This window comes from Vibrio sp. R11-SG3-ISO3-SZ (assembly GCF_059834345.1).
Window position 1 is genome coordinate 1 of record NZ_JCBDGX010000078.1, and the last position, 23,035, is coordinate 23,035.

21 protein-coding genes are annotated in these 23,035 nt (G+C 48.0%); 10 read left to right on the forward strand and 11 right to left on the reverse strand.

Annotated features, from left to right (window positions below):
- Nucleotides 1–68: 68 nt before the first annotated feature.
- Nucleotides 69–935: a TraB/GumN family protein gene (locus tag AC6R1O_RS10005; protein WP_500633883.1), complete on the reverse strand. Its 867-nt coding sequence runs from the start codon at nt 933–935 to the stop codon at nt 69–71.
- A gap of 216 nt (nt 936–1,151) precedes the next feature.
- Between AC6R1O_RS10005 and rfaH the strand changes: the two genes are divergently transcribed.
- Nucleotides 1,152–1,643, forward strand: a complete 492-nt coding sequence (rfaH, locus tag AC6R1O_RS10010) for a transcription/translation regulatory transformer protein RfaH (protein ID WP_500628873.1) — start codon at nt 1,152–1,154, stop codon at nt 1,641–1,643.
- A 104-nt stretch (nt 1,644–1,747) separates the two neighbouring features.
- Here the strand turns inward: rfaH and asnB are convergent, their stop codons facing one another.
- The 4 genes from asnB to nagA form a co-directional block, all read right to left on the reverse strand.
- The gene (gene asnB / locus AC6R1O_RS10015) at nt 1,748–3,412 is read right to left on the reverse strand and encodes an asparagine synthase B (protein ID WP_500656934.1); all 1,665 of its coding nucleotides are present in this window, start codon (nt 3,410–3,412) and stop codon (nt 1,748–1,750) included.
- Between the two features lie 224 nt (nt 3,413–3,636).
- On the reverse strand, nt 3,637–5,226 hold the full coding sequence (locus AC6R1O_RS10020) for a cation:proton antiporter domain-containing protein (protein ID WP_500633882.1): 1,590 nt from the start codon (nt 5,224–5,226) through the stop codon (nt 3,637–3,639).
- Between the two features lie 76 nt (nt 5,227–5,302).
- On the reverse strand, nt 5,303–6,517 hold the full coding sequence (nagC, locus tag AC6R1O_RS10025) for a DNA-binding transcriptional regulator NagC (protein WP_334555186.1): 1,215 nt from the start codon (nt 6,515–6,517) through the stop codon (nt 5,303–5,305).
- A gap of 2 nt (nt 6,518–6,519) precedes the next feature.
- Nucleotides 6,520–7,656 (reverse strand): N-acetylglucosamine-6-phosphate deacetylase, encoded by a 1,137-nt coding sequence (nagA, locus tag AC6R1O_RS10030; RefSeq protein ID WP_500633881.1) that lies wholly within the window; start codon nt 7,654–7,656, stop codon nt 6,520–6,522.
- Between the two features lie 516 nt (nt 7,657–8,172).
- Between nagA and nagE the strand changes: the two genes are divergently transcribed.
- A complete protein-coding gene (gene nagE / locus AC6R1O_RS10035) occupies nt 8,173–9,660 on the forward strand; it encodes an N-acetylglucosamine-specific PTS transporter subunit IIBC (RefSeq protein WP_487903173.1) in 1,488 nt (495 codons plus the stop codon).
- Nucleotides 9,661–9,929: 269 nt separating this feature from the next.
- A complete protein-coding gene (gene glnS, locus AC6R1O_RS10040) occupies nt 9,930–11,600 on the forward strand; it encodes a glutamine--tRNA ligase (protein ID WP_500633880.1) in 1,671 nt (556 codons plus the stop codon).
- Nucleotides 11,601–11,720: 120 nt separating this feature from the next.
- Here the strand turns inward: glnS and fcrX are convergent, their stop codons facing one another.
- Complete coding sequence (fcrX, locus tag AC6R1O_RS10045; protein WP_334555190.1) at nt 11,721–12,170, reverse strand: ferric iron uptake transcriptional regulator FcrX; 450 nt, start codon at nt 12,168–12,170, stop codon at nt 11,721–11,723.
- A gap of 203 nt (nt 12,171–12,373) precedes the next feature.
- Here fcrX and AC6R1O_RS10050 point away from each other — a divergent pair, with 203 nt between their 5' ends.
- Nucleotides 12,374–12,877: a DUF4442 domain-containing protein gene (locus AC6R1O_RS10050; RefSeq protein WP_334555191.1), complete on the forward strand. Its 504-nt coding sequence runs from the start codon at nt 12,374–12,376 to the stop codon at nt 12,875–12,877.
- A 58-nt stretch (nt 12,878–12,935) separates the two neighbouring features.
- On the opposite strand, the gene fldA is transcribed toward AC6R1O_RS10050, so the two are convergent.
- The 3 genes from fldA to AC6R1O_RS10065 all read right to left on the reverse strand — a co-directional run bounded on the left by fldA (nt 12,936) and on the right by AC6R1O_RS10065 (nt 14,610).
- Complete coding sequence (gene fldA, locus AC6R1O_RS10055) at nt 12,936–13,469, reverse strand: flavodoxin FldA (RefSeq protein WP_500626425.1); 534 nt, start codon at nt 13,467–13,469, stop codon at nt 12,936–12,938.
- Nucleotides 13,470–13,531: 62 nt separating this feature from the next.
- Nucleotides 13,532–13,753: a DUF2788 domain-containing protein gene (locus AC6R1O_RS10060; RefSeq protein ID WP_053440537.1), complete on the reverse strand. Its 222-nt coding sequence runs from the start codon at nt 13,751–13,753 to the stop codon at nt 13,532–13,534.
- 92 nt (nt 13,754–13,845) lie between these two features.
- Nucleotides 13,846–14,610, reverse strand: a complete 765-nt coding sequence (locus tag AC6R1O_RS10065; protein ID WP_500630661.1) for an alpha/beta fold hydrolase — start codon at nt 14,608–14,610, stop codon at nt 13,846–13,848.
- Between the two features lie 105 nt (nt 14,611–14,715).
- On the opposite strand from AC6R1O_RS10065, the gene seqA reads away from it, so the two are divergent.
- Together seqA and pgm are read left to right on the forward strand one after the other, a co-directional pair.
- Nucleotides 14,716–15,255 (forward strand): replication initiation negative regulator SeqA, encoded by a 540-nt coding sequence (gene seqA / locus AC6R1O_RS10070; RefSeq protein ID WP_334555194.1) that lies wholly within the window; start codon nt 14,716–14,718, stop codon nt 15,253–15,255.
- Between the two features lie 110 nt (nt 15,256–15,365).
- Nucleotides 15,366–17,012, forward strand: coding sequence for a phosphoglucomutase (alpha-D-glucose-1,6-bisphosphate-dependent) (pgm, locus tag AC6R1O_RS10075; protein ID WP_500633878.1), 1,647 nt, complete (start codon nt 15,366–15,368; stop codon nt 17,010–17,012).
- 166 nt (nt 17,013–17,178) lie between these two features.
- Here the strand turns inward: pgm and AC6R1O_RS10080 are convergent, their stop codons facing one another.
- On the reverse strand, nt 17,179–17,928 hold the full coding sequence (locus AC6R1O_RS10080; protein ID WP_500633877.1) for a DUF1853 family protein: 750 nt from the start codon (nt 17,926–17,928) through the stop codon (nt 17,179–17,181).
- A gap of 85 nt (nt 17,929–18,013) precedes the next feature.
- On the opposite strand from AC6R1O_RS10080, the gene AC6R1O_RS10085 reads away from it, so the two are divergent.
- The gene (locus AC6R1O_RS10085) at nt 18,014–18,772 is read left to right on the forward strand and encodes a Nif3-like dinuclear metal center hexameric protein (protein ID WP_487903179.1); all 759 of its coding nucleotides are present in this window, start codon (nt 18,014–18,016) and stop codon (nt 18,770–18,772) included.
- Between the two features lie 71 nt (nt 18,773–18,843).
- Here the strand turns inward: AC6R1O_RS10085 and AC6R1O_RS10090 are convergent, their stop codons facing one another.
- Nucleotides 18,844–20,133, reverse strand: coding sequence for a citrate synthase (locus AC6R1O_RS10090; RefSeq protein WP_500630659.1), 1,290 nt, complete (start codon nt 20,131–20,133; stop codon nt 18,844–18,846).
- 394 nt (nt 20,134–20,527) lie between these two features.
- On the opposite strand from AC6R1O_RS10090, the gene sdhC reads away from it, so the two are divergent.
- From sdhC to sdhA, 3 genes are read left to right on the forward strand one after another with little or no spacing between them, the layout of a single operon-like run.
- On the forward strand, nt 20,528–20,920 hold the full coding sequence (gene sdhC, locus AC6R1O_RS10095; protein WP_500633876.1) for a succinate dehydrogenase cytochrome b556 subunit: 393 nt from the start codon (nt 20,528–20,530) through the stop codon (nt 20,918–20,920).
- Nucleotides 20,914–21,258 carry a succinate dehydrogenase, hydrophobic membrane anchor protein gene (sdhD, locus tag AC6R1O_RS10100; RefSeq protein WP_334555200.1) on the forward strand — a complete coding sequence of 115 codons (345 nt, stop codon included), beginning with the start codon at nt 20,914–20,916 and terminating at the stop codon, nt 21,256–21,258. The genes sdhC and sdhD overlap by 7 nt, the downstream gene beginning before the upstream one ends.
- The gene (sdhA, locus tag AC6R1O_RS10105) at nt 21,259–23,025 is read left to right on the forward strand and encodes a succinate dehydrogenase flavoprotein subunit (RefSeq protein ID WP_334555201.1); all 1,767 of its coding nucleotides are present in this window, start codon (nt 21,259–21,261) and stop codon (nt 23,023–23,025) included.
- The last annotated feature ends 10 nt before the right edge of the window (nt 23,026–23,035 follow it).

A 23,035-nucleotide genomic window follows, 5' to 3' on the forward strand; every position in this document is an offset into this window, starting at 1 on the left:
CCGAAAGCCTCACTAGCAATAGCGGGGCTTTTTACGTCTAGACGAGTGGTTTATCGCCTCTTACTCCATTAATACTTAAATTCACAGCCAGCGGGGGTGGTTTGGGCGAGTTGCTCAATCTCGAATCCTTGAGCTTGCAGCAGTTCAATCAAGTTGTGCTTTCCGACCAGGTGCAATGCGCCCACCACAACCACGTAGCTGCCCTCGGAGTTGGGTAGCCAGTTTGGGCTGCTGAGTTTGGTCGCCCAGTCGAGGTTTCGGTCAATTAAAAATGCTTGCTCAAAGTCGGGTGACATCTTGGTTAACTGAGCAAACTCTTCGAGCTGCGCTTTGTCACCCGCGATCCAACTTTTGATTAAACATTTTGCCATGTGTTCAGAGTGATCAAAGTCCTCGATCATGCTAGTCAGCATCTCTTGGCCTACGTCAGGATCGCTTGCCAGCATATCGATTTGAAATTGCATGCTTTCTAAAGAGAGCACCGGAACATTAAGATTGTTCGCTTGGGTCAGCAGGTAGGTATCGACGCCTTTACTGGCTTGAAATCCGAGGTACTCAATTTGGCGCATTTGAATGGTCAGCGCACTAGCCCAAGGAGGCGACGCAAGCAGTTGCGCTTCATTGAGGCTCAGCAAATTGGCAATGCCAGAGAGCTCTTGTTTTTGTTCGGCGGATAAGATCTCTGCGCTGCTGATCGTCTGTTGCGGGTAGCTGACGGCTTGACCGTTGTGGATATCGGTTTCGACGATCAATCCGTCACTATGTTCGAGTGCTACGCTGATAGGGGACGGGAGTGGGTACATACTGTCGTCACCGACGTGAACCGAACCAATGATATGAAAATCTAACGCCCCTTTACTGGCGTGCCAGTAAAGGGGCTCCGCTTGTAAAGCGCTGCAGAACAAAGTAACACAAGAGAGTAGCCATTTATGCATTCGAAGTATCCTAGTGGGAAGGCCAACAACTGGCTCGGACTGTGACTAGGTTATAGCATAATTTTGCTCATCGAGAGCAGAGAGCACAATACCATGTTCCCTGAGGCGAAAGCATACAGACAAAACCCAGTACTAAGGTGATGACAAACGCTCACGAATTCCCCCATGGTCACGAGAATGGTAGGATGGCGCAAAACGATAGATTGGCGAACTAAGATGAAGCAGTGGTACTTACTTTATTGCAAACGTGGCGAACAAGAACGCGCTCAACAGCATTTAGAAAATCAGAAGGTTGAGTGTTATTACCCCGTGATCACACGAACTGCGATTCGCCGAGGTAAGCGACAAACCAAGCCAGAACCCCTTTTCCCGTGTTATGTATTTATCTGCTTTGACCCACAACAGGGACCGGCGTTTACCACCATACGCTCGACGCGCGGTGTGGTGGATTTTGTCCGCAGGGGCGCAATGCCTCAAGTGGTTTCACCAGATTTGATTGAAGGGTTAAAGTCGATGGAATCGATGCAGCCACAAGACAACCAAGGGATCCCTAAAGCTGGGCAGCCTGTGTCGGTGTTAACGGGCCCGTTTGCTGGGGTTGAGGCCATCTTTAAAGAATCAGATGGGGAGTTGCGATCGATTTTATTGGTCAAGCTTCTCAATCAACACGTCGAAGTGAGTGTGGGCAACCAAGATTTCGATGTTTAGTCAGCAAGATGTCCAGTTTAGTGAGTTCGATTGGTAAAAAAGGCTCCCCAGTTTCACTGGGGAGCCTTTTTGTCACTAGGCTGTCGTTAGCGCTCTAGCGTGATTTAGTAAGCTTCGTTGTGCACACTTTTCACTGCGCGACCTGATGGGTCTGCGAAGTTTTTGAACGACTCATCCCATTCAATCGCTTTTGCCGATGAACACGCCACCGATGGACCACCAGGTACACACTCAGCTGCTGAAGGAAGTGGGAACAACTCTTCAAAGATTTCGCGATAGACGTAGCCTTCTTTGGTGGTTGGCGTGTTGTACGGGAAACGGAACGCAGCGGTTTCCATCTGCTGATCTGTGACTTTCTCTTCCGCTACCGCTTTTAGCGTATCGATCCAGCTGTAACCCACGCCATCCGAGAACTGCTCTTTCTGACGCCATGCAATTGATTCTGGCAAGTAGTGTTCGAAGCACTCACGCAAGATGTGTTTTTCCATCTTACCGTTACCACACATTTTATCTTTCGGGTTGAGATGCATCGCGACATCGATAAACTCTTTGTCCAAGAATGGCACGCGACCTTCCACACCCCAAGCCGCAAGGGACTTGTTTGCGCGAGCACAGTCAAACATGTTCAGAGCGAGTAACTTGCGCACGGTCTCTTCATGGAACTCTTTTGCGTTGGGTGCTTTATGGAAGTAGAGGTATCCGCCGAAAATCTCATCGGCACCTTCGCCCGAGAGCACCATTTTAATTCCCATAGCTTTGATCTTACGTCCCATTAAGAACATCGGGGTTGACGCACGTATAGTCGTCACATCGTAGGTCTCAATGTGGTAAATCACATCACGAATCGCATCAAGCCCTTCTTGGATGGTGTAGGTCATCTCATGGTGAACGGTCCCAATTTGCTCTGCCACTTCACGAGCAGCCTTGAGGTCAGGTGCGCCTTCCAAGCCGACCGCAAACGAGTGCAGTTGTGGCCACCAAGCTTCAGACTGCTCATCATCTTCAATACGCATGGCGGCAAAACGTTTCGCCACGGCGGAGGTGATGGACGAATCGAGACCCCCGGACAAAAGTACGCCATAAGGCACGTCGGTCATGAGCTGACGTTTAACCGCGGCTTCTAGCGCTTCAGTGAGCTCTTCTTTGCTGGTGGTGTTGTTTTCAACGGCGGCAAATTCATTCCAATCGCGGATGTAGTAGCGTTGAGGCTCTGTATCGCTGCTGCCGTAGTAACTGCCCGGTGGAAATTCACTTACGGTGCGACAAACGGGCACCAAAGCTTTCATTTCCGATGCAACGTAATAGTTGCCGTGCTCATCGTAGCCTTGGTAAAGCGGGATAATACCGATGTGATCTCGGCCAACTAAGTATTGATCTTTCTCTTCATCATAAAGAACGAAGGCAAAAATACCGTTTAGCTCTTCCAGTAGGTCCGCCCCCATGTCTTGGTAAAGAGCGAGGATAACTTCACAGTCAGAGTCGGTTTGAAAATCGTATTTACCTTCGTAACGAGCACGAATTTCTTTGTGGTTGTAGATTTCACCATTGACGGCAAGGATGTGTTTTTTATCTGGGCTGTAGAGCGGTTGTGCCCCACTGTTCAGACCGACAATTGCCAAGCGCTCATGCGCAAGGATCGCGTTATCTGATGAGTAGATACCGGACCAGTCTGGACCACGGTGACGCAGCTTTTTAGACATTTCCAACGCCACAGGGCGCAAAGCGGACGCATCACTTTTTATATCTAAAATACCAAAAATCGAACACATACTACTTCCCTTTGAATTTCGTTTAATCTGTTAACTTCAATTTGCCATTCTGATTAAAAAATGCAACCAAGATTGATAAAAAAAATATCAAAGAGGCTTTGCTGTTAAAAAATATCTAATTAAATGGTTGTTATTGTAAATGAGATCTAGGTTTTGGCTGTTTTTTGTTCAAAATAAAAAAGGCTACCTCGAGAGGTAGCCTGTCACCTTGACGAGCAAGCGTGCTAGCGGATAGAGCTAAATTGCGGTTTTAGCTGCTCACACACATGGCGCGCAAAACCGCTACCAGCTTCATTGTATATGTTAAAGGCGGCATCGACGCCTTGCTCAACGAGAGCATCCAATTGATCTGAATACTCGGCAATTGCCGCGATCTGCCCTTTAAAGTGGCGTTGTTGTAACTGTTGCAGCGCGATCTGATTTCCTTGGTGATGCGGCATTGCCAGTAGCACGAGTTTGACGTTGGCGGTGTCTAAAATACGCTCCCAAAAATCGGGGTCGGTTGCGTCTCCGGCGATCACGTTACGCCCTTGCGCTTTGTGCTGGCGAGCGGCATCTTCACGCACCTCGATACCCAGACTGATCTTGCCGTAACGAGCTCGAATCTCATCATAGGCACCGGTGCCAATTCGACCCATGCCTAAAATCAGAACTTGAGCATGGCCAGGATTAATGCGCTGGTCTCGACTATGCAGCGATTCTGCGGCGTGCTCCTTGAGCCAGCGGCTTGAGCGTTGATAGAGGGCATGGCCGTAGCGGTTGATAGGTGCCGCAATCACAAAAGAGATGGAGACCGCAAGGGCAAGCGCCACCAGGATATCGCCGCTCATCCAACCCATTTTAAATGCAAGGCCGCCGACGATAAGGCCGAACTCACTGAAGTTAAACAAACAGAGCGAGGCGAGTAGAGAAGTGCGGACGCGGAATTTAAAGGCGTTGATGATAATGAAATAGAGCGCGCCTTTTAACGGCAGCAACAGCAAGAAGAGGATAGCTAGAGCAAATCCGGCTAGTGTTGGCTGCTCAGACAGACCAATGTTGAGGAAAAAGCAGACCAAAAACAGCTCTTTGAGGTTAAATAGGGACTTTGCTAACTCAGACGCTTTGGCATGACCAGCCAGTAGCATTCCTAAGATCAGTGCCCCTAAATCAGGCTTCATGCCCACCAGTTCGAACAGCCCCGCGCCCACCACTAGCGCAAAGAAGATGCCGAACAGAACCAGCATTTCGCCGTGGCCAACCCAGTCTAGAACCTTATAGAATAGGGGGCGAAGCAGCGGTAAGGCAAACAGTGCTACGGCATACCATTCAGGCAGCTTGCCGGTTGAAGCGGTGAGAAACACCACGGCAAAGATATCTTGCATGATCAAAATACCGATGGCCAAGGTGCCATAGGTCGCGTTCATTTCCCCTTTCTCTTGCAATGATTTCACTGCAAATACGGTACTTGAGAAGGAGAGTGCAAAGCTCAGCAGGACAATTTGCTCCACCTCCATGCTCGCCAGGGAACTGATCCCAAGAAATTTAAAGCAAAAAAGCGCAACAGAAAAAATCGCGGTAGACAGAAGATTGTGCAGTGTTGCGCCGGCCCAAATTTCTTTGGAGAGTAAGGTTGTGATGTCGAGCTTAAGTCCGATGGTAAACAGCAGCAGCGTGACACCCAGATCGGCCAGCAGCACCAAGGTGTCATTCGATTCAAACCCCAAGGCGTGCAGGCCAAAACCAGCCAGCAGAAAGCCTACCAAGGGAGGCAGGTTACACTTGAGCGCGAGAAAGCCGGCGAGAAACGCGGCGGAGATCAGTACGAGTTCCATAGCGGTGTAAATAATCCTATAAAAACGGGCTACGTCTAGTAGCCCGGTATTCTATCTAACTTCAAGTGATAAGACGTTAATCTTCTAACAATTTTTGTAACAAAACACCGTTCAGCATAGCACGCTTGATCATTGAAAAGGCGCCTAGTGTCGGTTGCTTATCAATCTGTGACGCCACGATAGGCAAATCTTTATGGAAGGTCGTGAGGGATTGATTTTCAACATTGCGGCGAATGGCTGGGAAGAGGATCTCTTCACACTGGGTGATTTGACCGGCAATCACGATTTTTTGCGGGTTAAACAAGTTAATGGTAATTGCGATCGCTTTACCTAACTGGTTGCCGACTCGAACCAGGCTCTGTTTTGCCAGCTCGTCGCCTAAGTTGGCGTGTTCACAGACATCCGCAATAGTGATGCTGTCGAGTGTGGTTAAGGTAGACTCATACCCTTGTTTGATGAGTTTGTTGACGCGCTCGACAATGGCAGGGTTTGCCGCCACCGTTTCGAGGCAGCCAAAGTTCCCGCATTGGCACTGCTCCCCGAGAGGATCGATTTGAATGTGGCCAATTTCGCCAACGTTGCGGTTGAAGCCAAGGAACACTTGTCCATTGACGATGATGCCCGCGCCCGTTCCTCTGTGTACGCTGACTAAAATTGAGTCTTGGCAATCTTGGCTGGCGCCAAAGTAGTGCTCAGCCAGCGCCATCCCTCTGACATCGTTACCGACAAAGCATTCGACGTGGAAACGATCGCGAATCATCTCTGCTAGGGTAAAGTTGTTGATTGAAATATTCGGCATGTACTCGACCACACCGGTTTCAGGATTGACGAGACCGGGTAAGGATATACCGATGGCGATCAACTGATTGATGTGGCTTTGCTGACTTTGGATAAAGGCTTTAAGTTGAGACTCCAAACCTTCTGCCAGTTCGTCTTGGGTGGTGTAATAAAACTCTTGATAATCGCTAGCGAGCTCTTTAGCGCCGAGATCATAGAGGCTAAATTGCAAATAGTCTCGGCCGATACGGACAGCCACAGAGTGGAAGGGCTCCACTTCTGTGGTAAGAGAAATCGCACGGCGTCCTCCGGTTGAGGCTTGCTGAGCGACTTCTTTAATCAAACCACGTTCTAAGAGTTGGCGGGTGATTTTGGTAACACTGGCGGGCGCGAGCTGACTGACATCGGCCACCTGGATGCGAGAGATTGGCCCTTGTTGGTCAATCAGCCGATACACTGCTGCGCTGTTGAGCTGCTTTACTAGATCTACGTTACCTATTTGTCCGCCATTCATTCTCAATTCTGCTCGTATTGTCCGTTTACTACCGTCGCCTGGACGTTGAAGTCGCGGTCGAATACGGTGAGGTTTGCCACTAAGCCTTTTTTAATTCGACCCAGTTTATTGTCTACACCGATTGCTTTCGCAGGGTAAAGGGTTGCCATGCGAAGGGCTTCGTCCAGAGCGATACCGACGTGCTCAACCGTGTTTTGAACTGCTTCAATCATGGTTAAGGCTGAACCGCCTAGTGTGCCATGTTCATCGACACACTTGCCATCCCGGTAATATACTTTCTTACCTACAAAAATAAAGTAATCCATGTCAGCGCCTGCAGGAGCTGTGGCATCGGTCACTAATACTAATTTTTCACCCTTAATTTTGTGCGCAATTCGGATGTTGGCGTAATCGACGTGGAAGCCGTCTGCAATGATGCCCGCGTAAACACCTGGCGTGTCATAAATCGCACCGACCACCCCTGGCTCTCGGCCAACCATTGGGGTCATGGCATTGAAGAGGTGAGTGGCAAACGTCACCCCTGAATCGAAGCTTTGACGAGCTTGTGCATAGGTGGCATTCGTGTGACCAATCGAGACCACGATGCCGGCTGCACTTAAGCGTTCAATATGAGCGGCGTCATTGTGCTCTGGCGCGAGTGTGACTTTAGCGATGACATCGGCGTTGTCACACATAAAGTCAATCATGCTGTCATCGGAAGGGCGAATATAGTCGACACTATGAATGCCTTTTTTCGCTACGTTGAGATAAGGCCCTTCAAGGTGAAGACCGAGAGATTGGTTTTGATATTGAGCGTGATACTCGCGAGCCGCCGCGACGGCGGAGCGCATGTCTTCATCGGAAGAGGTAATCAGAGTCGGCAGGTAACTGGTACAGCCCGATTTTAAATTGGCTTGATGCATGATTTGCATAGTCTGCGCTGTGATTTCGTCATTCAGCATTACGCCGCCACACCCGTTCAGTTGCAGATCGATAAAACCTGGACTGACGTTTGCGCCTTTTAGGTCGATGGTTTTGATCGTCTGTGGCAGAGTGTCTTCGGGGCAAACTGCCTCAATGAGCCCTTGGTTCACAATCACAGCGTGGTTCGTTAGAACGTCACTGCCGGTGTAGAGTTTGCAGTTGGTTAGCGCATACATGGTCAGCAAATCCTTATAGGTATAGACCCGTCAACGAGTTAGGGTCACATTTCTCATTCTTTTATAGATCAAACTGAAGAGCAATGAATTGATCCGACAACTTTATTTGAAAACTTCAATTAGATCGCGAAATATCTTTACCAGCCGAAGCGTCATTTTACGCTGACTTGGTTCAGTTTTGAATTCTGTCCTAAGACAGTGTCAGGGCGAGTTTCTGTTTGTCTTTCTCTTTAAATGTCGTAATAACATCATGTTATCCATGAGTTTTTACTATGTTTCCGCCTCTGACTTATGCACTGATACTAGCCGATAAATCTCATTTATTCGCATTGTAAAATAAGTTTTATGATCTGGCTAGCAAAAACCTCGAAATACCCCTGTATCTGGTGATTATGATCACAAATGATGAGCTTTTAATTTGCGGAGCAAAATTAATATCATAAACTGACAAGGACTAAATTGAGCAACTAAAAAAAGTTACTCGACCAATTAAAAATCCTATAGGGGGAACTTAAGGTGAATATTCTTGGTTATTTCCAAAAAGTAGGTAAAGCGTTAATGGTGCCTGTCGCCACGCTACCTGCTGCAGCAATACTAATGGGTGTTGGATACTGGATCGATCCAAACGGTTGGGGCGCAAACAGCGCACTTGCTGGTTTCTTGATTCAGGCTGGTGCCGCTATTATCGATAACATGTCATGGCTATTTGCTGTGGGCGTGGCTTACGGTTTATCTAAAGACAAAGACGGTGCCGCTGCTCTGGCTGGTCTCGTCATGATGTACGTAGTGACGAAACTGCTTTCTCCAGGTGCCGTTGCTCAAATCCAAGGTATTGATGCAAGCGAAGTCCCTGCGGCATTCGGTCGTATTCAAAACCAGTTCGTGGGTATCCTAGTGGGTATCATTTCGGCAGAAATCTACAACCGCTTCTCACATGTTGAGCTGCACAAAGCGCTCGCGTTCTTCTCCGGTAAGCGTCTTGTACCTATCATGACATCGTTCGCAGGTATCTTCCTATCGTTCGTATTGATGTATGTATGGCCATCAGTATACGGCGGTCTAGTGAGCTTTGGTGAAGGTATCCAAGGTTTGGGCGAAGTCGGTGCTGGTATCTACGCATTCTTTAACCGTCTACTTATCCCTGTCGGTCTACACCACGCATTGAACTCAGTATTCTGGTTCGACGTGGCGGGCATCAACGATATTCCTAACTTCCTAGGTGGTGCGAAATCCATCGCTGAAGGTACGGCAATCCCAGGTGTAACGGGTATGTACCAAGCGGGCTTCTTCCCAATCATGATGTTTGGTCTACCTGGTGCAGCGCTAGCGATTTACCACACGTCTAAAGCGAAGAACAAAGAAAAAGTCGCGTCTATCATGATCGCAGCAGGCTTTGCTTCTTTCTTCACAGGTGTGACTGAGCCTCTAGAGTTCTCATTCATGTTCCTAGCTCCGCTACTGTACGTATTGCACGCGTTGCTAACAGGTATCTCTGTTTATATCGCTGCATCAATGGAGTGGATTGCAGGCTTCGGCTTCTCGGCTGGTCTCGTGGATATGGTACTATCAACGCGTAACCCACTGGCGGTTAAGTGGTACATGCTGATTGTACAAGGTCTTGTGTTCTTCGGTCTCTACTACGCAGTGTTCCGTACCGTTATTCTGAAGTTTGGTCTAAAAACACCAGGTCGTGAAGACGACGAAGCTACTGAAGTTTCAGGTTCTGAGAACTCATCTGAGTTGGCTAAACAGTACCTAAAAGCACTAGGTGGCCATGAGAACCTAACTAACATCGACGCTTGTATCACTCGTCTACGTCTGACTATCAAAGATACCAGCATTGTTGATGAGAAAGTGTTGAAAAACCTAGGAGCAATGGGTGTGGTTAAACTTGGCGCGAACAACCTTCAAGTTATCCTTGGCCCACTTGCGGAAATCATTGCCGGCGAAATGAAAAACATTCCAGCCGATGAAGATCTGACGCCAGTGCAACTGCCTTCTTAATCGAGTCTAAAGACAATTAAAACGGAGCCTCCCCATTGGGAGGCTCTTTCTTTTGCGGCCCAAAATCTCGTTTGGACCGGGCTATGTTGGTTGAAAACTGCGCGCTTTATCGGGCATCGTTTATCAACACTTATTATTTCTCAAGAAAAGACCTGTTCTTGTTGTGTATCCGCTTAGAATTGTGGATCATTACCCGCTATATGCCCTAAAGGACTTTTCCCTTTAGAGAAATTTTTCTGAACAATACTAAAACAATTGAGGTGCTATAGATGAGTGAAGCTGAAGCTCGTCCATCGAATTTCATTCGCCAAATCATTGATAAAGATTTAGCGGATGGTAAACACACTAGCGTGCATACTCGTTTTCCGCCGGAGCCAAACGGCTACCTTCATATCGGTCACGCTAAGTCAATTTGCTTAAACTTTGGTATTGCTCAAGACTATCAGGGCAAGTGTAATCTGCGTTTTGATGACACGAACCCAGAAAAAGAAGACGTCGAATACGTTGAGTCGATTAAGAATGATGTGAGCTGGTTAGGCTTTGAGTGGGATGGTGAGATTTGTTACTCATCCAACTACTTTGACAAGCTTTACGAGTACGCGGTTGAATTAATTAACAAAGGCTTAGCGTATGTTGAAGAGCTAAGTCCTGAGCAGATTCGTGAGTACCGTGGTACGTTGACTCAACCGGGCAAACCTAGCCCATATCGTGACCGCAGTGTTGAAGAGAACCTCGCGCTATTTGAAAAAATGCGTGCGGGTGGTTTTGAAGAGGGAACGGTTTGTCTACGCGCCAAAATCGATATGGCCTCGTCGTTTATGGTGATGCGTGATCCTGTGCTTTACCGCGTTCGATTTGCAACTCACCACCAGACCGGTGACAAGTGGTGCATTTACCCAATGTACGACTTCACACACTGTATCTCTGATGCTCTTGAAGGGATCACTCACTCTTTGTGTACGTTGGAGTTCCAAGACAACCGACGTCTGTACGACTGGGTGCTAGAGAACATCACGATTGACAGTCAGCCACACCAGTATGAGTTCAGTCGTCTGAATCTTGAATACACGGTAATGTCTAAGCGTAAGCTAAGTCAACTAGTGACAGAGAAGTTGGTGAGCGGCTGGGATGATCCTCGTATGCCAACCATCTCTGGTTTACGTCGCCGAGGGTTCACGCCGGGCTCTATTCGTGAGTTTTGTAAGCGCATTGGTGTGACCAAGCAAGACAACATGATCGAAATGAGCTCGCTTGAGTCTTGTATTCGTGATGACCTGAACGAAAACGCACCACGTGCGATGGCGGTACTGGACCCTGTTAAAGTGGTTATCGAGAACTTTGAGCCAGAGCGCGTAGAGACATTAACGGTCGCCAACCACCCTAACAAGCCTGAGATGGGTGAGCGCCAAGTGCCGTTTACTCGTGAGGTTTGGATTGAGCGTGAAGACTTCCGTGAAGAAGCCAACAAAAAGTACAAGCGTTTAGTTCTTGGTAAAGAAGTGCGTCTTCGCGGTGCTTACGTCATTAAGGCTGAGCGTATCGAGAAAGACGAGCAAGGTAATATCACCACTATCTACTGCAGCTACGACGACCAAACACTCGGCAAAAATCCTGAGGATGGCCGTAAAGTGAAAGGTGTGATTCACTGGGTATCAGCAGATAAGGGCTTACCGGCTGAAATTCGCCTTTACGATCGCTTGTTTACTGTGCCAAATCCAGCCGCAGCGGACAACTTTGCTGAGACGATCAATCCTGATTCACTGATGGTGATGAATGGGTTTGTTGAGCCAAGCCTAGCCAACGCTGAAGCGGAGAAAGGTTACCAGTTCGAGCGTATGGGCTATTTCTGCGCGGACGCGAAAGACTCTAAGCCAGAGGCGTTGGTCTTTAACCGTACCGTTGGCTTGCGTGATACTTGGGCTAAGATTGAAGCTCAGTAAGCGCAACGAATCCTATTAGAGTCGCCAGTGAGCGATAAAAAATGCCAGTCTTGATGACTGGCATTTTTTTAATCAGCAGAAAAGAGACAGTGCCTAGTTAGCTTTTGCACTGATCTACTGTTATTTTTTAGGTTTGTGCGCGTCAGGGTTGTCTTTACAACTGCCATCGCCACACTTACCGTATAGGTACAAGCTGTGGTTGGTCAGCTGGACATTGTACAGAGAGGCGATCTCTCGTTGACGCTCTTCGATGATTTCGTCTGAAAATTCAATCACTTCACCACAGTCTAGACACACTAAGTGGTCGTGATGGTGTTGAGTGCTCAGTTCGAAGACTGATTTTCCACCTTCAAAGTGGTGACGGGTCACAATGCCAGCATCATCAAATTGGTTTAAAACGCGGTAAACAGTAGCCAGACCGATTTCTTCACCCAGATCGATGAGTTTCTTGTACAAATCTTCAGCACTGATGTGCGCGCAGTCTGGTTGCTGTAATACTTCTAAAATTTTGAGTCGCGGAAGAGTGACTTTAAGACCGGCATCCTTCAGCGCTTGGTTGTTATCTGACATATACTTTCCTGTTGATGTTCTGCGGCATTAAACAGAATCCAATATTCCAATCATTATAGGGTACTCGTTAATAACAATAAACCCGAATCTCAAAGGGTTACTCATGTTTTATCATAAACTAGCGAGCGGTCACTTATAGTACTGGTCTAATGAGTTACAGTTTGTTAACGTTTTGGCAATGTAAACAGTTTAGGATTTCACGGATGTCTACGCTACTTGAAAAGATCTATAAACCCAGTGTTGTGAAGTTTGCCCTTAATATTTGGCCACCGTTTTGGGGGGCTGGGATTCGTATTGTGTCGATCAGTGAAGACTTTCGTGAGGTGAAGATGAAGCTCAAGTTACGCTGGTGGAACAAGAATGCCAATCGTACCCAATATGGGGGCAGCATTTTTTCCCTGACCGATCCCGTCTATTCGTTAATGCTGATGGGGATTTTGGGCAAGCAATATTACGTGTGGGACAAAGAAGCGAGCATCAACTTCATCAAGCCGGGACAAAGTGACTTGCACGCCGATTTCTTGATTTCTCAGCAGATGCTTGATGATATCCTGACTCAAACCGCAGGGGGCGACAAGTGCTTTCCAGAGTTCATTACGCATGTAAAAGACAGCAACGGTATGGTGGTATCGGAAGTACAACGTAAGTTGTATGTACGTAAAAAACCGAAGTTTAGGGATGAGGAACAGGCGCCTCAATCGGCATAACAGACTGGATTAAGTACAAAAAAACCTCCAAAGATGGAGGTTTTTTTAAAAGGTCAGCTTAGTCTTCCAACTCAGCTAAGCACATCTCTTCATGGATTTGCTTACACCAGTTGTTAACGCGGTCTTCAGTCAATTCTGGTTGGCGATCTTCGTCGATACACAAACCGACAAATTGGCTATCGTCACCCTCAACTAGGGCTTTTGATGCTTCAAACTCGTAACCATCGGTTGAGGTGTAACCGAGAATCGTACCGCCTTTTGCTTCAACGATATCACGTACTGTGCCCATGGCGTCGCAGAAGTACTCTGCGTAATCTTCTTGATCGCCACAACCAAATAACGCAACTAACTTGGTCGAGAAATCGATTTGCTCTAGCTCTGGGAAAAAGTCATCCCAGTCACATTGTGCTTCACCGTAGTACCAAGTAGGAATACCCAAAAGCAGAAGATCGAAGCTATCAATGTCTTCTTTACTGCTTTTGGCAATATCTTGAACGTGAACCAGTTGTTTACCCAGTTGCTTTTGAATCATCTTCGCAACAGCTTCAGTGTTACCTGTGTCGCTACCAAAGAAGATACCTACACTTGCCATAGATTCGTTACCTTTACTTTTACGTGTTGTGGCGGGCCAAATGGCGAACCGCGTTTGGCCTGTTACCCCAGACCACCACCTTCCCAGCTAAGCTGAATGATGCCTTTGGCAATAAAGCCAGCGCAGCCCAGGAATAGGACTAACCATACAATTCGACGACCAAATGGTGGGACATTTCCCGCTTTGAGTACATCTTTTATCGCCATACCGATGAGAAAAAAGATAGACGCAAAAAGCAAGTCGAGACCTATCGACTCAAGCATGTTCATATAGTCGTAAAGCATGGAATCCCTTATGCCAAATTACTTGCGCTGCACTATACCATTGTTAACTCGTAAAGTTAACGGTCAGGAGAGATTGAACGCGTATTCGATGGCTAGCCAATAAACTTGCGAATCGCGCGCAATACTTCAGCGGGCTTTTCTGCGTGCAACCAATGACCTGTATTGGCAATAACGTGTGCTTTAGCGTGGCGAAATTGCGCCTGAACCGCTGGTTGATGCTCGGCGGTAAGGTAATCCGATTCGCCTCCTTTGAGAAAGAGGGTCGGGACATCTACTGGGGATAAGGATTGCCAGCCTAAAATATCCCAGTAATTGTTTTTTAGGCTCGTTACGTTGAAGCGCCACGCGAGATGATCGCCTTCTTTATACAGCGACTTGCTCAGAAACTGCCTGACGCCACCGATGTCAATGTGCTGCGCTAGAAGGGATAGGGCTTGCTGACGAGATTGTGGCCGATCTGCGAGTACGGCTTCTAGTCCTTTAAAGACATTATCATGTCTTGCTTGTGTATATCGCACTGGCGCCATGTCGAGCACGATCAGCTTATGTACTCGAGTTGGGGCCAATCCGGCCAGCGCCATGGCGACTTTACCGCCCATCGAGTGCCCTACGACGATCGCGGTTTCAATGCTCAAATGATCGAGCAAACGCAGGACATCACTGGCCAACACATCGTAATTGTGTTCGTCGCTGTGAAAAGACTGGCCATGATTTCTAAGATCAACACTTAGCACTTGGTGGTCTTCACGCAGATCGCGCGCCAGTAAACCGAGATTGTCCAAGTTACCAAATAAGCCATGAAGCAGAACAACGGTGGGTCCTTGTCCTTCAAGTTTGTAGTTGAGCAATGGTGACATTTTAAAACTTCGTTTTTTGTTTATTCGTGTGGGTTTAACGTAGAGTCTGCGCGAAGATCTCGCTATAATCCCCAAGAGTTTAAACATAGAGATTGTGAAAAGCGAATGAAAACAATTGAGGTTGATGAGGATCTATACCGTTACATCGCAAGTCAGACCCAGCATATTGGGGAGAGTGCTTCTGATATTCTCCGTCGTTTACTAAACGCTGACCGCCAGCAAACGGAGTCGCTCGCAACAACGCCCACAGCAAAGAAAGGCGTGGTTGTCAGTAAAGACGCTGTGTTTGAAGAGCGTGTGGATAGCGTCAAAGCGATGCGCTCACTGCTGATTTCCGATGAGTTTGCAGGGCTGAAGAAAGCGATTGACCGCTTTATGCTAGTACTCTCTACTCTTCATCGAATCGACCCAACTGGTTTTTCAGAAGCAACACAAGTGAAAGGTCGTAAACGTGTCTATTTCGCTGACAATGAAGCGACCTTGTTAGAAAGTGGCAATACGACCAAGCCTAAGGCGATTCCTGGCACGCCATTTTGGGTGATCACCAACAACAACACGAGCCGTAAACGCCAAATGGTTGAGCAATTGATGGCTCGCATGAATTTCCCCGCCGATCTGATTGAGAAAGTGATTAACTCGATTTAGAAACTTGTAATCACCGTCAAAGAAATCGGATTTAAACCTCATAATGCACGAATAACTTCAAGTATTATGAGGTTTTTTGTTTTCTTCCCAATTTAAGAAAGGATGTCGACATGGCTATGCACCCGAGAGCGGGACAAAAGGCTCAGCAGCAAGATCTGCATAATATCCCTGCCTTAGTGGCAAACTACTTTTTACTTCAACCTGAAGCGAGCAACCCAGATCATAAAGTGGAGTTCGGTACGTCAGGCCATCGTGGTAGTGCAGACAAATCTACGTTTAACGAGCATCATATTTTGGCGATTGCCCAAGCCATCGCAGAAGTGCGTGCCGAGAAAGGCACCACCGGGCCATTGTTTGTCGGTAAGGACACACACGCGTTGTCAGAGCCAGCGTTCTCAACGGTGGTTGAAGTGCTTGTTGCCAATGGCATCAAGGTGATTGCGCAGCAAGACAACGGCTACACGCCGACGCCTGGCGTCTCTCATGCGATATTGAGTTACAACCTCCAGCATGAGCAAAAAGCGGACGGTATTGTGATCACGCCTTCTCACAACCCACCGCAAGATGGCGGAATTAAGTACAACCCGACGCATGGCGGCCCAGCAGAAGATGCCCTAACCAAAGCCATTCAGGATCGCGCGAACGTGTTGATCGCAGAGGGTTTACAAGGCGTGAAGCGCATGCCGTTGGCAGAAGCGAAAACCTCTGAACTGTTTTCTGAAGTCGACTTGGTGAAACCGTATGTGGACGACCTAGTCAATGTGATTGACATGGAAGCGATTCAAAAAGCGAATTTGACCCTCGGCGTTGATCCACTCGGTGGCAGTGGTATTGATTACTGGCGTCAAATCGCATCCACTTACAACCTTAACCTCACTTTAGTTAGCGAAGCGATTGATCCCTCGTTCCAGTTTATGTCGTTAGACAAAGACGGTGTGGTTCGTATGGACTGCTCATCACCGTACGCTATGGCGGGGCTGCTCGCGCTGAAAGATCAATATGATCTCGCGTTTGGCAACGACCCTGACTACGATCGCCACGGCATCGTGACGCCAAAAGGGCTTATGAATCCTAACCACTTCCTAGCTGTCTGCATTGATTACCTCTACCGCCATCGTGAAGGATGGGAACAAGATGTCGCCGTGGGCAAGACCTTGGTCTCAAGCGCCTTGATTGACCGTGTTGTGGCGGATTTAGGACGTGAGCTGTGTGAAGTACCTGTCGGTTTCAAATGGTTTGTGGATGGCCTGTATGAAGGTAAGTTTGGCTTTGGCGGCGAAGAGAGTGCTGGCGCGTCATTCTTACGTAAAGATGGGACACCTTGGTCAACAGATAAAGATGGCATCATCTTGTGTTTGCTTGCCGCTGAGATCACTGCCGTCACCGGCAAGAATCCACAGCAGTACTACGAAGAGTTGGCGGCAAAGCATGGCGAGTCTCAATACAACCGAATTCAAGCGGTCGCAAATGGGCCACAGAAAGAGGTGTTGAAAAAGCTATCTGCGGAAATGGTCAGTGCGCAAACCTTGGCGGGCGATCCTATCACTGCTCGCTTGACGCATGCGCCAGGCAATGGTGCGGCCATTGGTGGTCTCAAAGTCACGACCGATAACGGTTGGTTCGCGGCTCGTCCATCCGGTACGGAAGAGATCTACAAGATTTACTGTGAGAGTTTCAAAGGGGCTGAGCATCTTAAGCAGATTGAAGCGGAAGCACAGCAGATCGTGAATCAAGTGTTTGCTGACGCAGGGCTATAATAGCGACGCTCTCGTTTTCAGTCACAGGAGACACCAAACTAGGCTACCTTCGGGTAGCCTTTTTTGTTTGTGCTGCTTTATTACCTGCCATATGATATTCCACGTTATCTTTCACTTAGCGACTTGCTGTCGGGTTGTGAGAGCCATCGTCACTCTGCGTTTGACGTCAGTTTGGCCAAGTATCAGGAACAATAAACCAAAACTCTCCGTCTTGCGTTTGTGCATGGACAAATCGCTCTGAGTCGAGCGTCACGGGCTCTCCCATCTCGCGGTTGCCCACCGCCCATTGATGCTTATCCAAAGAGAACAGTGGCTTATTGATCTGTTCCCATTGGCTTGCATAGCACCAGTAGCCACTGATTTGACTTGGGTTAAGCGCATAACCTAGGCAGTGGCTAGGAATGGTCTCAGGCTGAAATGGATTGATGTAGAGGCGGCCCTGAAGTAACAACTTACTCTCCAGTGTTTGATATTGTGGGTATTGCTCAACAAACGCCGCCGTTTGGCTCATCAATAGTTGGTGATTGAGCATTCTGTCGAGTTTTTTATCCAGTTGATCGTGTGCATTCGGCCCATACCATCGGCCGTTGTGGAGTAAGTAAAACTTAATGGCCAGCTCCCAGTGCTGATGCTGAGAGGTTTGGTGGTCATAAACAATCAAATCAATCGCGCCCAAGGTTCTTCCCTCTGGGCTTTGAATTTGCAATTCATCCAACATGACGTCATAGCGCTTGCTGTTGTTTAAGGCTTGAGTCACCAAATATTGATAAACGAACCCCAAACGTGCGTTGCCAGTATAGGGCAGCGAGTCCAAAGGGGTGGGGTTTAGGGTCGTGAGTGAGCAAAACGGCGGGGTTAGCTCGAACAAGGGCGGCGTAGCGGTCAGCCATTGATAGAATCGGGTGAATTGTGTCATCTTTCTTTAGGGCTTGGTTGTCACTGCGGACTAGCTTGACATACACTGGCCGCTGAGCAAACAACCGATAATGTGGAATGTGGTCATGAATCACTTACAACTCGAAGCAATCCTCAATCAAAAGTTATCGCCAGAGCAAATCAAAGATTACGCGCCGAATGGCTTACAAGTGGAAGGCGCAGCTGAGATCACTAAGGTCGTGACGGGCGTCACCGCATCGCAAGCCCTGATTGAGCAAGCGGTCGAGCGAGGTGCGCAGGCGCTACTCGTACATCATGGTTATTTTTGGAAAGGTGAGCCAGAACCCATTCGAGGGATGAAAGGAAAGCGCATTCGAACCTTGATCAAAAATGACATCAATTTGTACGGTTACCACTTACCTCTTGATATTCATCCGGAGCTTGGTAACAACGCTGAGCTTGCCAAGTTACTGGATATCGATGTAGAAGGTGGACTGGAAGGGCACCCTCAATCCGTCGCCATGTTTGGTCGTTTAAGGCGTCCTATGACAGGCGCTGAGTTAGCACACAAGATTGATGCAGCACTCAATCGCCCGCCACTGCATATTCTGCCTGAAAGCGGCGACAGTGTGATTGAAACCATTGGCTGGTGTACCGGAGGTGGTCAGGATTTCATTGAGCTGGCTGCCAACCAAGGTCTGGATGCGTTTATTTCTGGTGAGATTTCAGAGCGAACGACGTACACAGCGCGAGAGCGGGGTATTCACTATTTTAGCGCGGGTCACCATGCGACTGAGCGATATGGGGTGAAAGCTCTAGGGGAGTGGTTAGCCGCGCAGCACGGCTTAGAGGTTGAATTTATCGACATCGATAATCCAGTATAACTGGGCGCGAATACTCAAAAAAACAAAAAAGGGTTGAGACGATCTCAACCCTTTGTGTTTCTTATGACAGGCTATTCACGTTCATGAATAGGCTGAAAGTCGCGTTGCACTTCACCAGTGTAGAGCTGACGTGGTCGGCCGATACGGTTGAGTGGGTCGCTGTGCATTTCGTTCCAGTGTGCGATCCAACCAATAGTACGAGAAAGCGCAAAGATAACGGTAAACATCGAGACAGGAATGCCAATCGCTTTAAGAATGATGCCTGAGTAGAAATCGACGTTCGGGTACAGTTTCTTCGAAACGAAGTACTCATCGGATAGCGCAATACGTTCTAGCTCCATCGCGACATCGAGCAATGGGTCTTGAATGTTGAGTTCTTTAAGTACGTCGTGACAAGTTTCACGCATCACGGTTGCACGCGGGTCGTAGTTTTTGTAAACACGGTGACCAAAGCCCATCAGACGGAATGGGTCGTCTTTGTCTTTCGCGCGTTCAATGTACTCTGGGATGTTGTCAACGCTGCCGATTTCTTCGAGCATCTTCAAACAGGCTTCATTCGCACCACCATGCGCAGGGCCCCATAATGAGGCGATACCTGCCGCGATACAAGCAAACGGGTTCGCGCCAGAAGAACCAGCAAGACGCACTGTTGAGGTTGACGCATTTTGTTCGTGGTCAGCGTGCAGAGTAAAGATCTTATCCATCGCACGGGCGACAACAGGGTTCACTTCGTACTCTTCACAAGGGTTTGCGAACATCATGTGTAGGAAGTTCTCTGCGTAGCTGAGATCATTCCGTGGATAAATGAATGGCTGGCCAATCGAGTATTTGTAGCACATGGCCGCCAATGTTGGCATTTTCGAAAGTAGACGATACGCTGTGATTTCGCGATGTTCGTCGTTGTTGATGTCCAGTGAGTCGTGGTAGAAGGCGGCAAGAGCGCCGACCACACCACACATGACGGCCATTGGGTGAGCATCACGTCTAAAGCCGTGGAAGAAGCTAGCGATTTGCTCATGAACCATCGTATGACGGGTTACTGTCTTTTTGAATTGCTCATATTGTTCACGTGTTGGGGCTTCACCATAAAGAAGTATGTAACATACTTCTAGATAATCAGCGTTGTTAGCGAGCTGATCAATGGGGTAACCGCGGTGCAAAAGAATACCCTTGCCGCCGTCGATGTAGGTGATTTGAGATTCACAAGATGCAGTGGCAAGAAAACCAGGGTCAAAAGTAAAGAATCCATTTGCTCCAAGTTTACGAACGTCAATTACAGGAGTACCTAGGGCACCTTCCATAATTGGCAGCTCGATCGGCGCTTGACCTTCGACATGAAGGGTCGCTTTCTTATCTGCCATAACAATCTCCTTTGTTTATTATTAATCCATCCAGGATGTTTGTGTGACATTTTTGTACGTGTCTTCCGTATTAAAGTCAATTCTTCTACTCTGATGTGTGCACTTGTTTTGATTTTTTGAAGCTGTAAGGTTAAAAATCTGTTCTGTGTAGCAAAAATTGTTACATCAATTGTATTAGAATGTTGCGAGCCGTATAGTGACGCTGTAAATTTTGGTGTAAACCTAATAAATTCAAGGTCTGAAACAAATGTGAGGTGACGTTTCGAATCTTGTTGTTAACAATTATTTTACAATTCAGTTGGGGTATATTACCTGTTGGGTGTTAAATAAATGTTAGCTTTTGTGGGTTTGCAACCAAATTTCATCCATAACAATAAATGCTCAATGGAGCTGAGTGAGCAAGCCCGTGAAAGAAAGAAAGTCAAGACCTGTTAATTTAGATTTGCAGACCATTCGCTTTCCGATCACAGCAATCGCATCGATTTTACACCGGGTCTCTGGTGTGATTACGTTTGTCGCGGTCGGGATTTTACTTTGGTTATTAAACACTTCCTTATCATCCCCTGTCGGTTATGCGCAAGCCGCTGACATCGTCGATGGCTTCTTCGTGAAGTTCATCTTATGGGGCATTCTGACGGCATTGGCCTATCACATTGCAGGCGGTATTCGTCACCTGTTGATGGATTTGGGTCATTTCGAAGAGCTGGAATCTGGCGCGATGAGCGCTAAGGTTGCATTCGCAGCAACAGCCGTGTTGTCTCTACTTGCGGGGGTAATGGTATGGTAAAACACATCTCATCCTTTGGTCGTAACGGTGTGCACGATTTCTTACTCATTCGTGCTACGGCCATCATCATGACACTCTATACGATTTATCTGGTGAGCTTTTGTGCCTTCACCGATATCTCTTACATATCCTGGACTCAGTTCTTTGGTGGTACGTTTACGAAAGTATTCACCATGCTCGCCCTCGTGTCTGTCCTAATCCACGGTTGGATTGGTTTGTGGCAGGTGCTGACCGATTACATCAAATGCGCCAAGTTACGTGGTGCGCTTCAGTTGGGTGTGATCGCGATTCTATTGGGTTATTTCTTCTCTGGTCTATTTGTATTGTGGGGTGCGTAAGTGTCTATTCCAGTTCGTGAATTTGATGCCGTAGTAATCGGCGCTGGTGGTGCAGGTATGCGTGCTGCACTGCAAATTTCAGAGCAAGGCCTGACGTGTGCTTTGCTGTCCAAAGTCTTCCCAACTCGTTCTCATACCGTATCAGCGCAAGGCGGTATTACCGTTGCGCTCGGTAACTCGCATAAAGACGATTGGCAATGGCACATGTACGACACCGTTAAAGGGTCGGACTATATTGGCGACCAAAACGCCATTGAGTACATGTGTAAAAACGGACCAGAGTCTGTCATCGAACTAGAGAAAATGGGTCTGCCATTCTCTCGTTTCGACAATGGCAGCATTTACCAACGTCCTTTCGGCGGTCAGTCGAAAGAGTTTGGTGGCGAACAAGCCGCTCGTACTGCTGCTGCTGCTGACCGTACGGGCCACGCGTTATTGCACACGCTGTATCAGCAAAACGTCAAACACAAAACCACCATTTTCTCTGAGTGGTACGCGCTTGATTTGGTGAAAAACCAAGACGGCGCCATCATGGGTTGTACCGCTATTTGCATGGAAACGGGTGAAATCTGTTACTTCAAATCTAAAGCTACGGTACTTGCGACAGGTGGTGCGGGGCGTATTTATGCCTCAACGACTAACGCACACATCAACACAGGTGATGGTGTGGGTATGGCGCTTCGTGCTGGTGTGCCAATGCAAGACATGGAAATGTGGCAGTTCCACCCAACTGGTATTGCCGGCGCGGGTGTTCTGGTTACAGAAGGTTGTCGCGGTGAAGGTGGTTATCTTCTTAATAAAGATGGTGAGCGCTTTATGGAGCGCTATGCGCCGAATGCGAAAGACTTAGCAGGTCGTGACGTGGTCGCGCGCTCAATGATGATTGAGATTCGTGAAGGTCGCGGTTGTGACGGTCCATGGGGTCCACACATCAAACTCAAGTTGGATCACTTGGGTAAAGATGTGCTTGAATCGCGTCTACCAGGCATTTGTGAGCTTTCTAGAACCTTTGCTCACGTCGATCCGGTTAAAGAGCCTATCCCTGTTATCCCGACCTGTCATTACATGATGGGTGGCGTACCAACTCAAGTGTCCGGTCAAGCGATCAAACAGCTGGCAGATGGCAGCGATGTTGAAGTTCAAGGTCTGTTTGCTTGTGGTGAAATTGCCTCTGTATCTGTGCACGGTGCTAACCGTCTCGGGGGTAACTCGCTGCTTGATTTGGTGGTCTTTGGTCGAGCGACGGGTCTACACCTTGGCGAGACTTTGGCGGCTCAAGCAGAAGCACGCCCAGCGACAGAGTCTGACATCGAAGCGTCACTGGCGCGCACTATGCGTTGGGAGAACAGTAAAGGTGGTGAAGACCCAGTTCAGATCCGCAAAGATTTGCAAACGTGTATGCAAAACAGCTTCTCTGTCTTCCGTGAAGGCGACGCGATGGCAACGGGTCTCGAAGAGCTTAAAGTCATTCGTGAGCGTTTAAAAGACGCACACCTTGCGGACAAATCTTCTGAGTTCAACACCCAGCGTATCGAGTGTTTAGAGCTAGACAACCTCATGGAAACGGCGTTCTCCACTGCCGTTGCAGCGAACTACCGTACGGAAAGTCGTGGAGCGCATGCCCGTTTTGACTTCCCTGAGCGTGATGATAACAACTGGCTATGTCACTCAATTTATAACCCGGAAACCGAAGCGATGACCAAGCGTGATGTCAACATGACACCTGTTCATCGTGAAGCATTCCCGCCGAAAGTACGTACATACTAAGGGAGGATTG

Bases quoted from the DNA above. Each gene is read 5' to 3' on its own strand.
- nagC (WP_334555186.1), bottom strand. From the start codon at position 6,517: ATGAATGGCGGACAAATAGGTAACGTAGATCTAGTAAAGCAGCTCAAC.
- seqA (WP_334555194.1), top strand. From the start codon at position 14,716: ATGAAAACAATTGAGGTTGATGAGGATCTATACCGTTACATCGCAAGT.
- fldA (WP_500626425.1), bottom strand. From the start codon at position 13,469: ATGGCAAGTGTAGGTATCTTCTTTGGTAGCGACACAGGTAACACTGAA.
- AC6R1O_RS10005 (WP_500633883.1), bottom strand. From the start codon at position 935: ATGCATAAATGGCTACTCTCTTGTGTTACTTTGTTCTGCAGCGCTTTA.
- AC6R1O_RS10090 (WP_500630659.1), bottom strand. From the start codon at position 20,133: ATGGCAGATAAGAAAGCGACCCTTCATGTCGAAGGTCAAGCGCCGATC.
- glnS (WP_500633880.1), top strand. From the start codon at position 9,930: ATGAGTGAAGCTGAAGCTCGTCCATCGAATTTCATTCGCCAAATCATT.
- asnB (WP_500656934.1), bottom strand. From the start codon at position 3,412: ATGTGTTCGATTTTTGGTATTTTAGATATAAAAAGTGATGCGTCCGCT.
- AC6R1O_RS10080 (WP_500633877.1), bottom strand. From the start codon at position 17,928: ATGACACAATTCACCCGATTCTATCAATGGCTGACCGCTACGCCGCCC.
- AC6R1O_RS10065 (WP_500630661.1), bottom strand. From the start codon at position 14,610: ATGTCACCATTGCTCAACTACAAACTTGAAGGACAAGGACCCACCGTT.
- rfaH (WP_500628873.1), top strand. From the start codon at position 1,152: ATGAAGCAGTGGTACTTACTTTATTGCAAACGTGGCGAACAAGAACGC.
- AC6R1O_RS10060 (WP_053440537.1), bottom strand. From the start codon at position 13,753: ATGCTTTACGACTATATGAACATGCTTGAGTCGATAGGTCTCGACTTG.
- sdhD (WP_334555200.1), top strand. From the start codon at position 20,914: ATGGTAAAACACATCTCATCCTTTGGTCGTAACGGTGTGCACGATTTC.
- fcrX (WP_334555190.1), bottom strand. From the start codon at position 12,170: ATGTCAGATAACAACCAAGCGCTGAAGGATGCCGGTCTTAAAGTCACT.
- nagA (WP_500633881.1), bottom strand. From the start codon at position 7,656: ATGTATGCGCTAACCAACTGCAAACTCTACACCGGCAGTGACGTTCTA.
- AC6R1O_RS10020 (WP_500633882.1), bottom strand. From the start codon at position 5,226: ATGGAACTCGTACTGATCTCCGCCGCGTTTCTCGCCGGCTTTCTCGCG.
- AC6R1O_RS10085 (WP_487903179.1), top strand. From the start codon at position 18,014: ATGAATCACTTACAACTCGAAGCAATCCTCAATCAAAAGTTATCGCCA.
- pgm (WP_500633878.1), top strand. From the start codon at position 15,366: ATGGCTATGCACCCGAGAGCGGGACAAAAGGCTCAGCAGCAAGATCTG.
- AC6R1O_RS10050 (WP_334555191.1), top strand. From the start codon at position 12,374: ATGTCTACGCTACTTGAAAAGATCTATAAACCCAGTGTTGTGAAGTTT.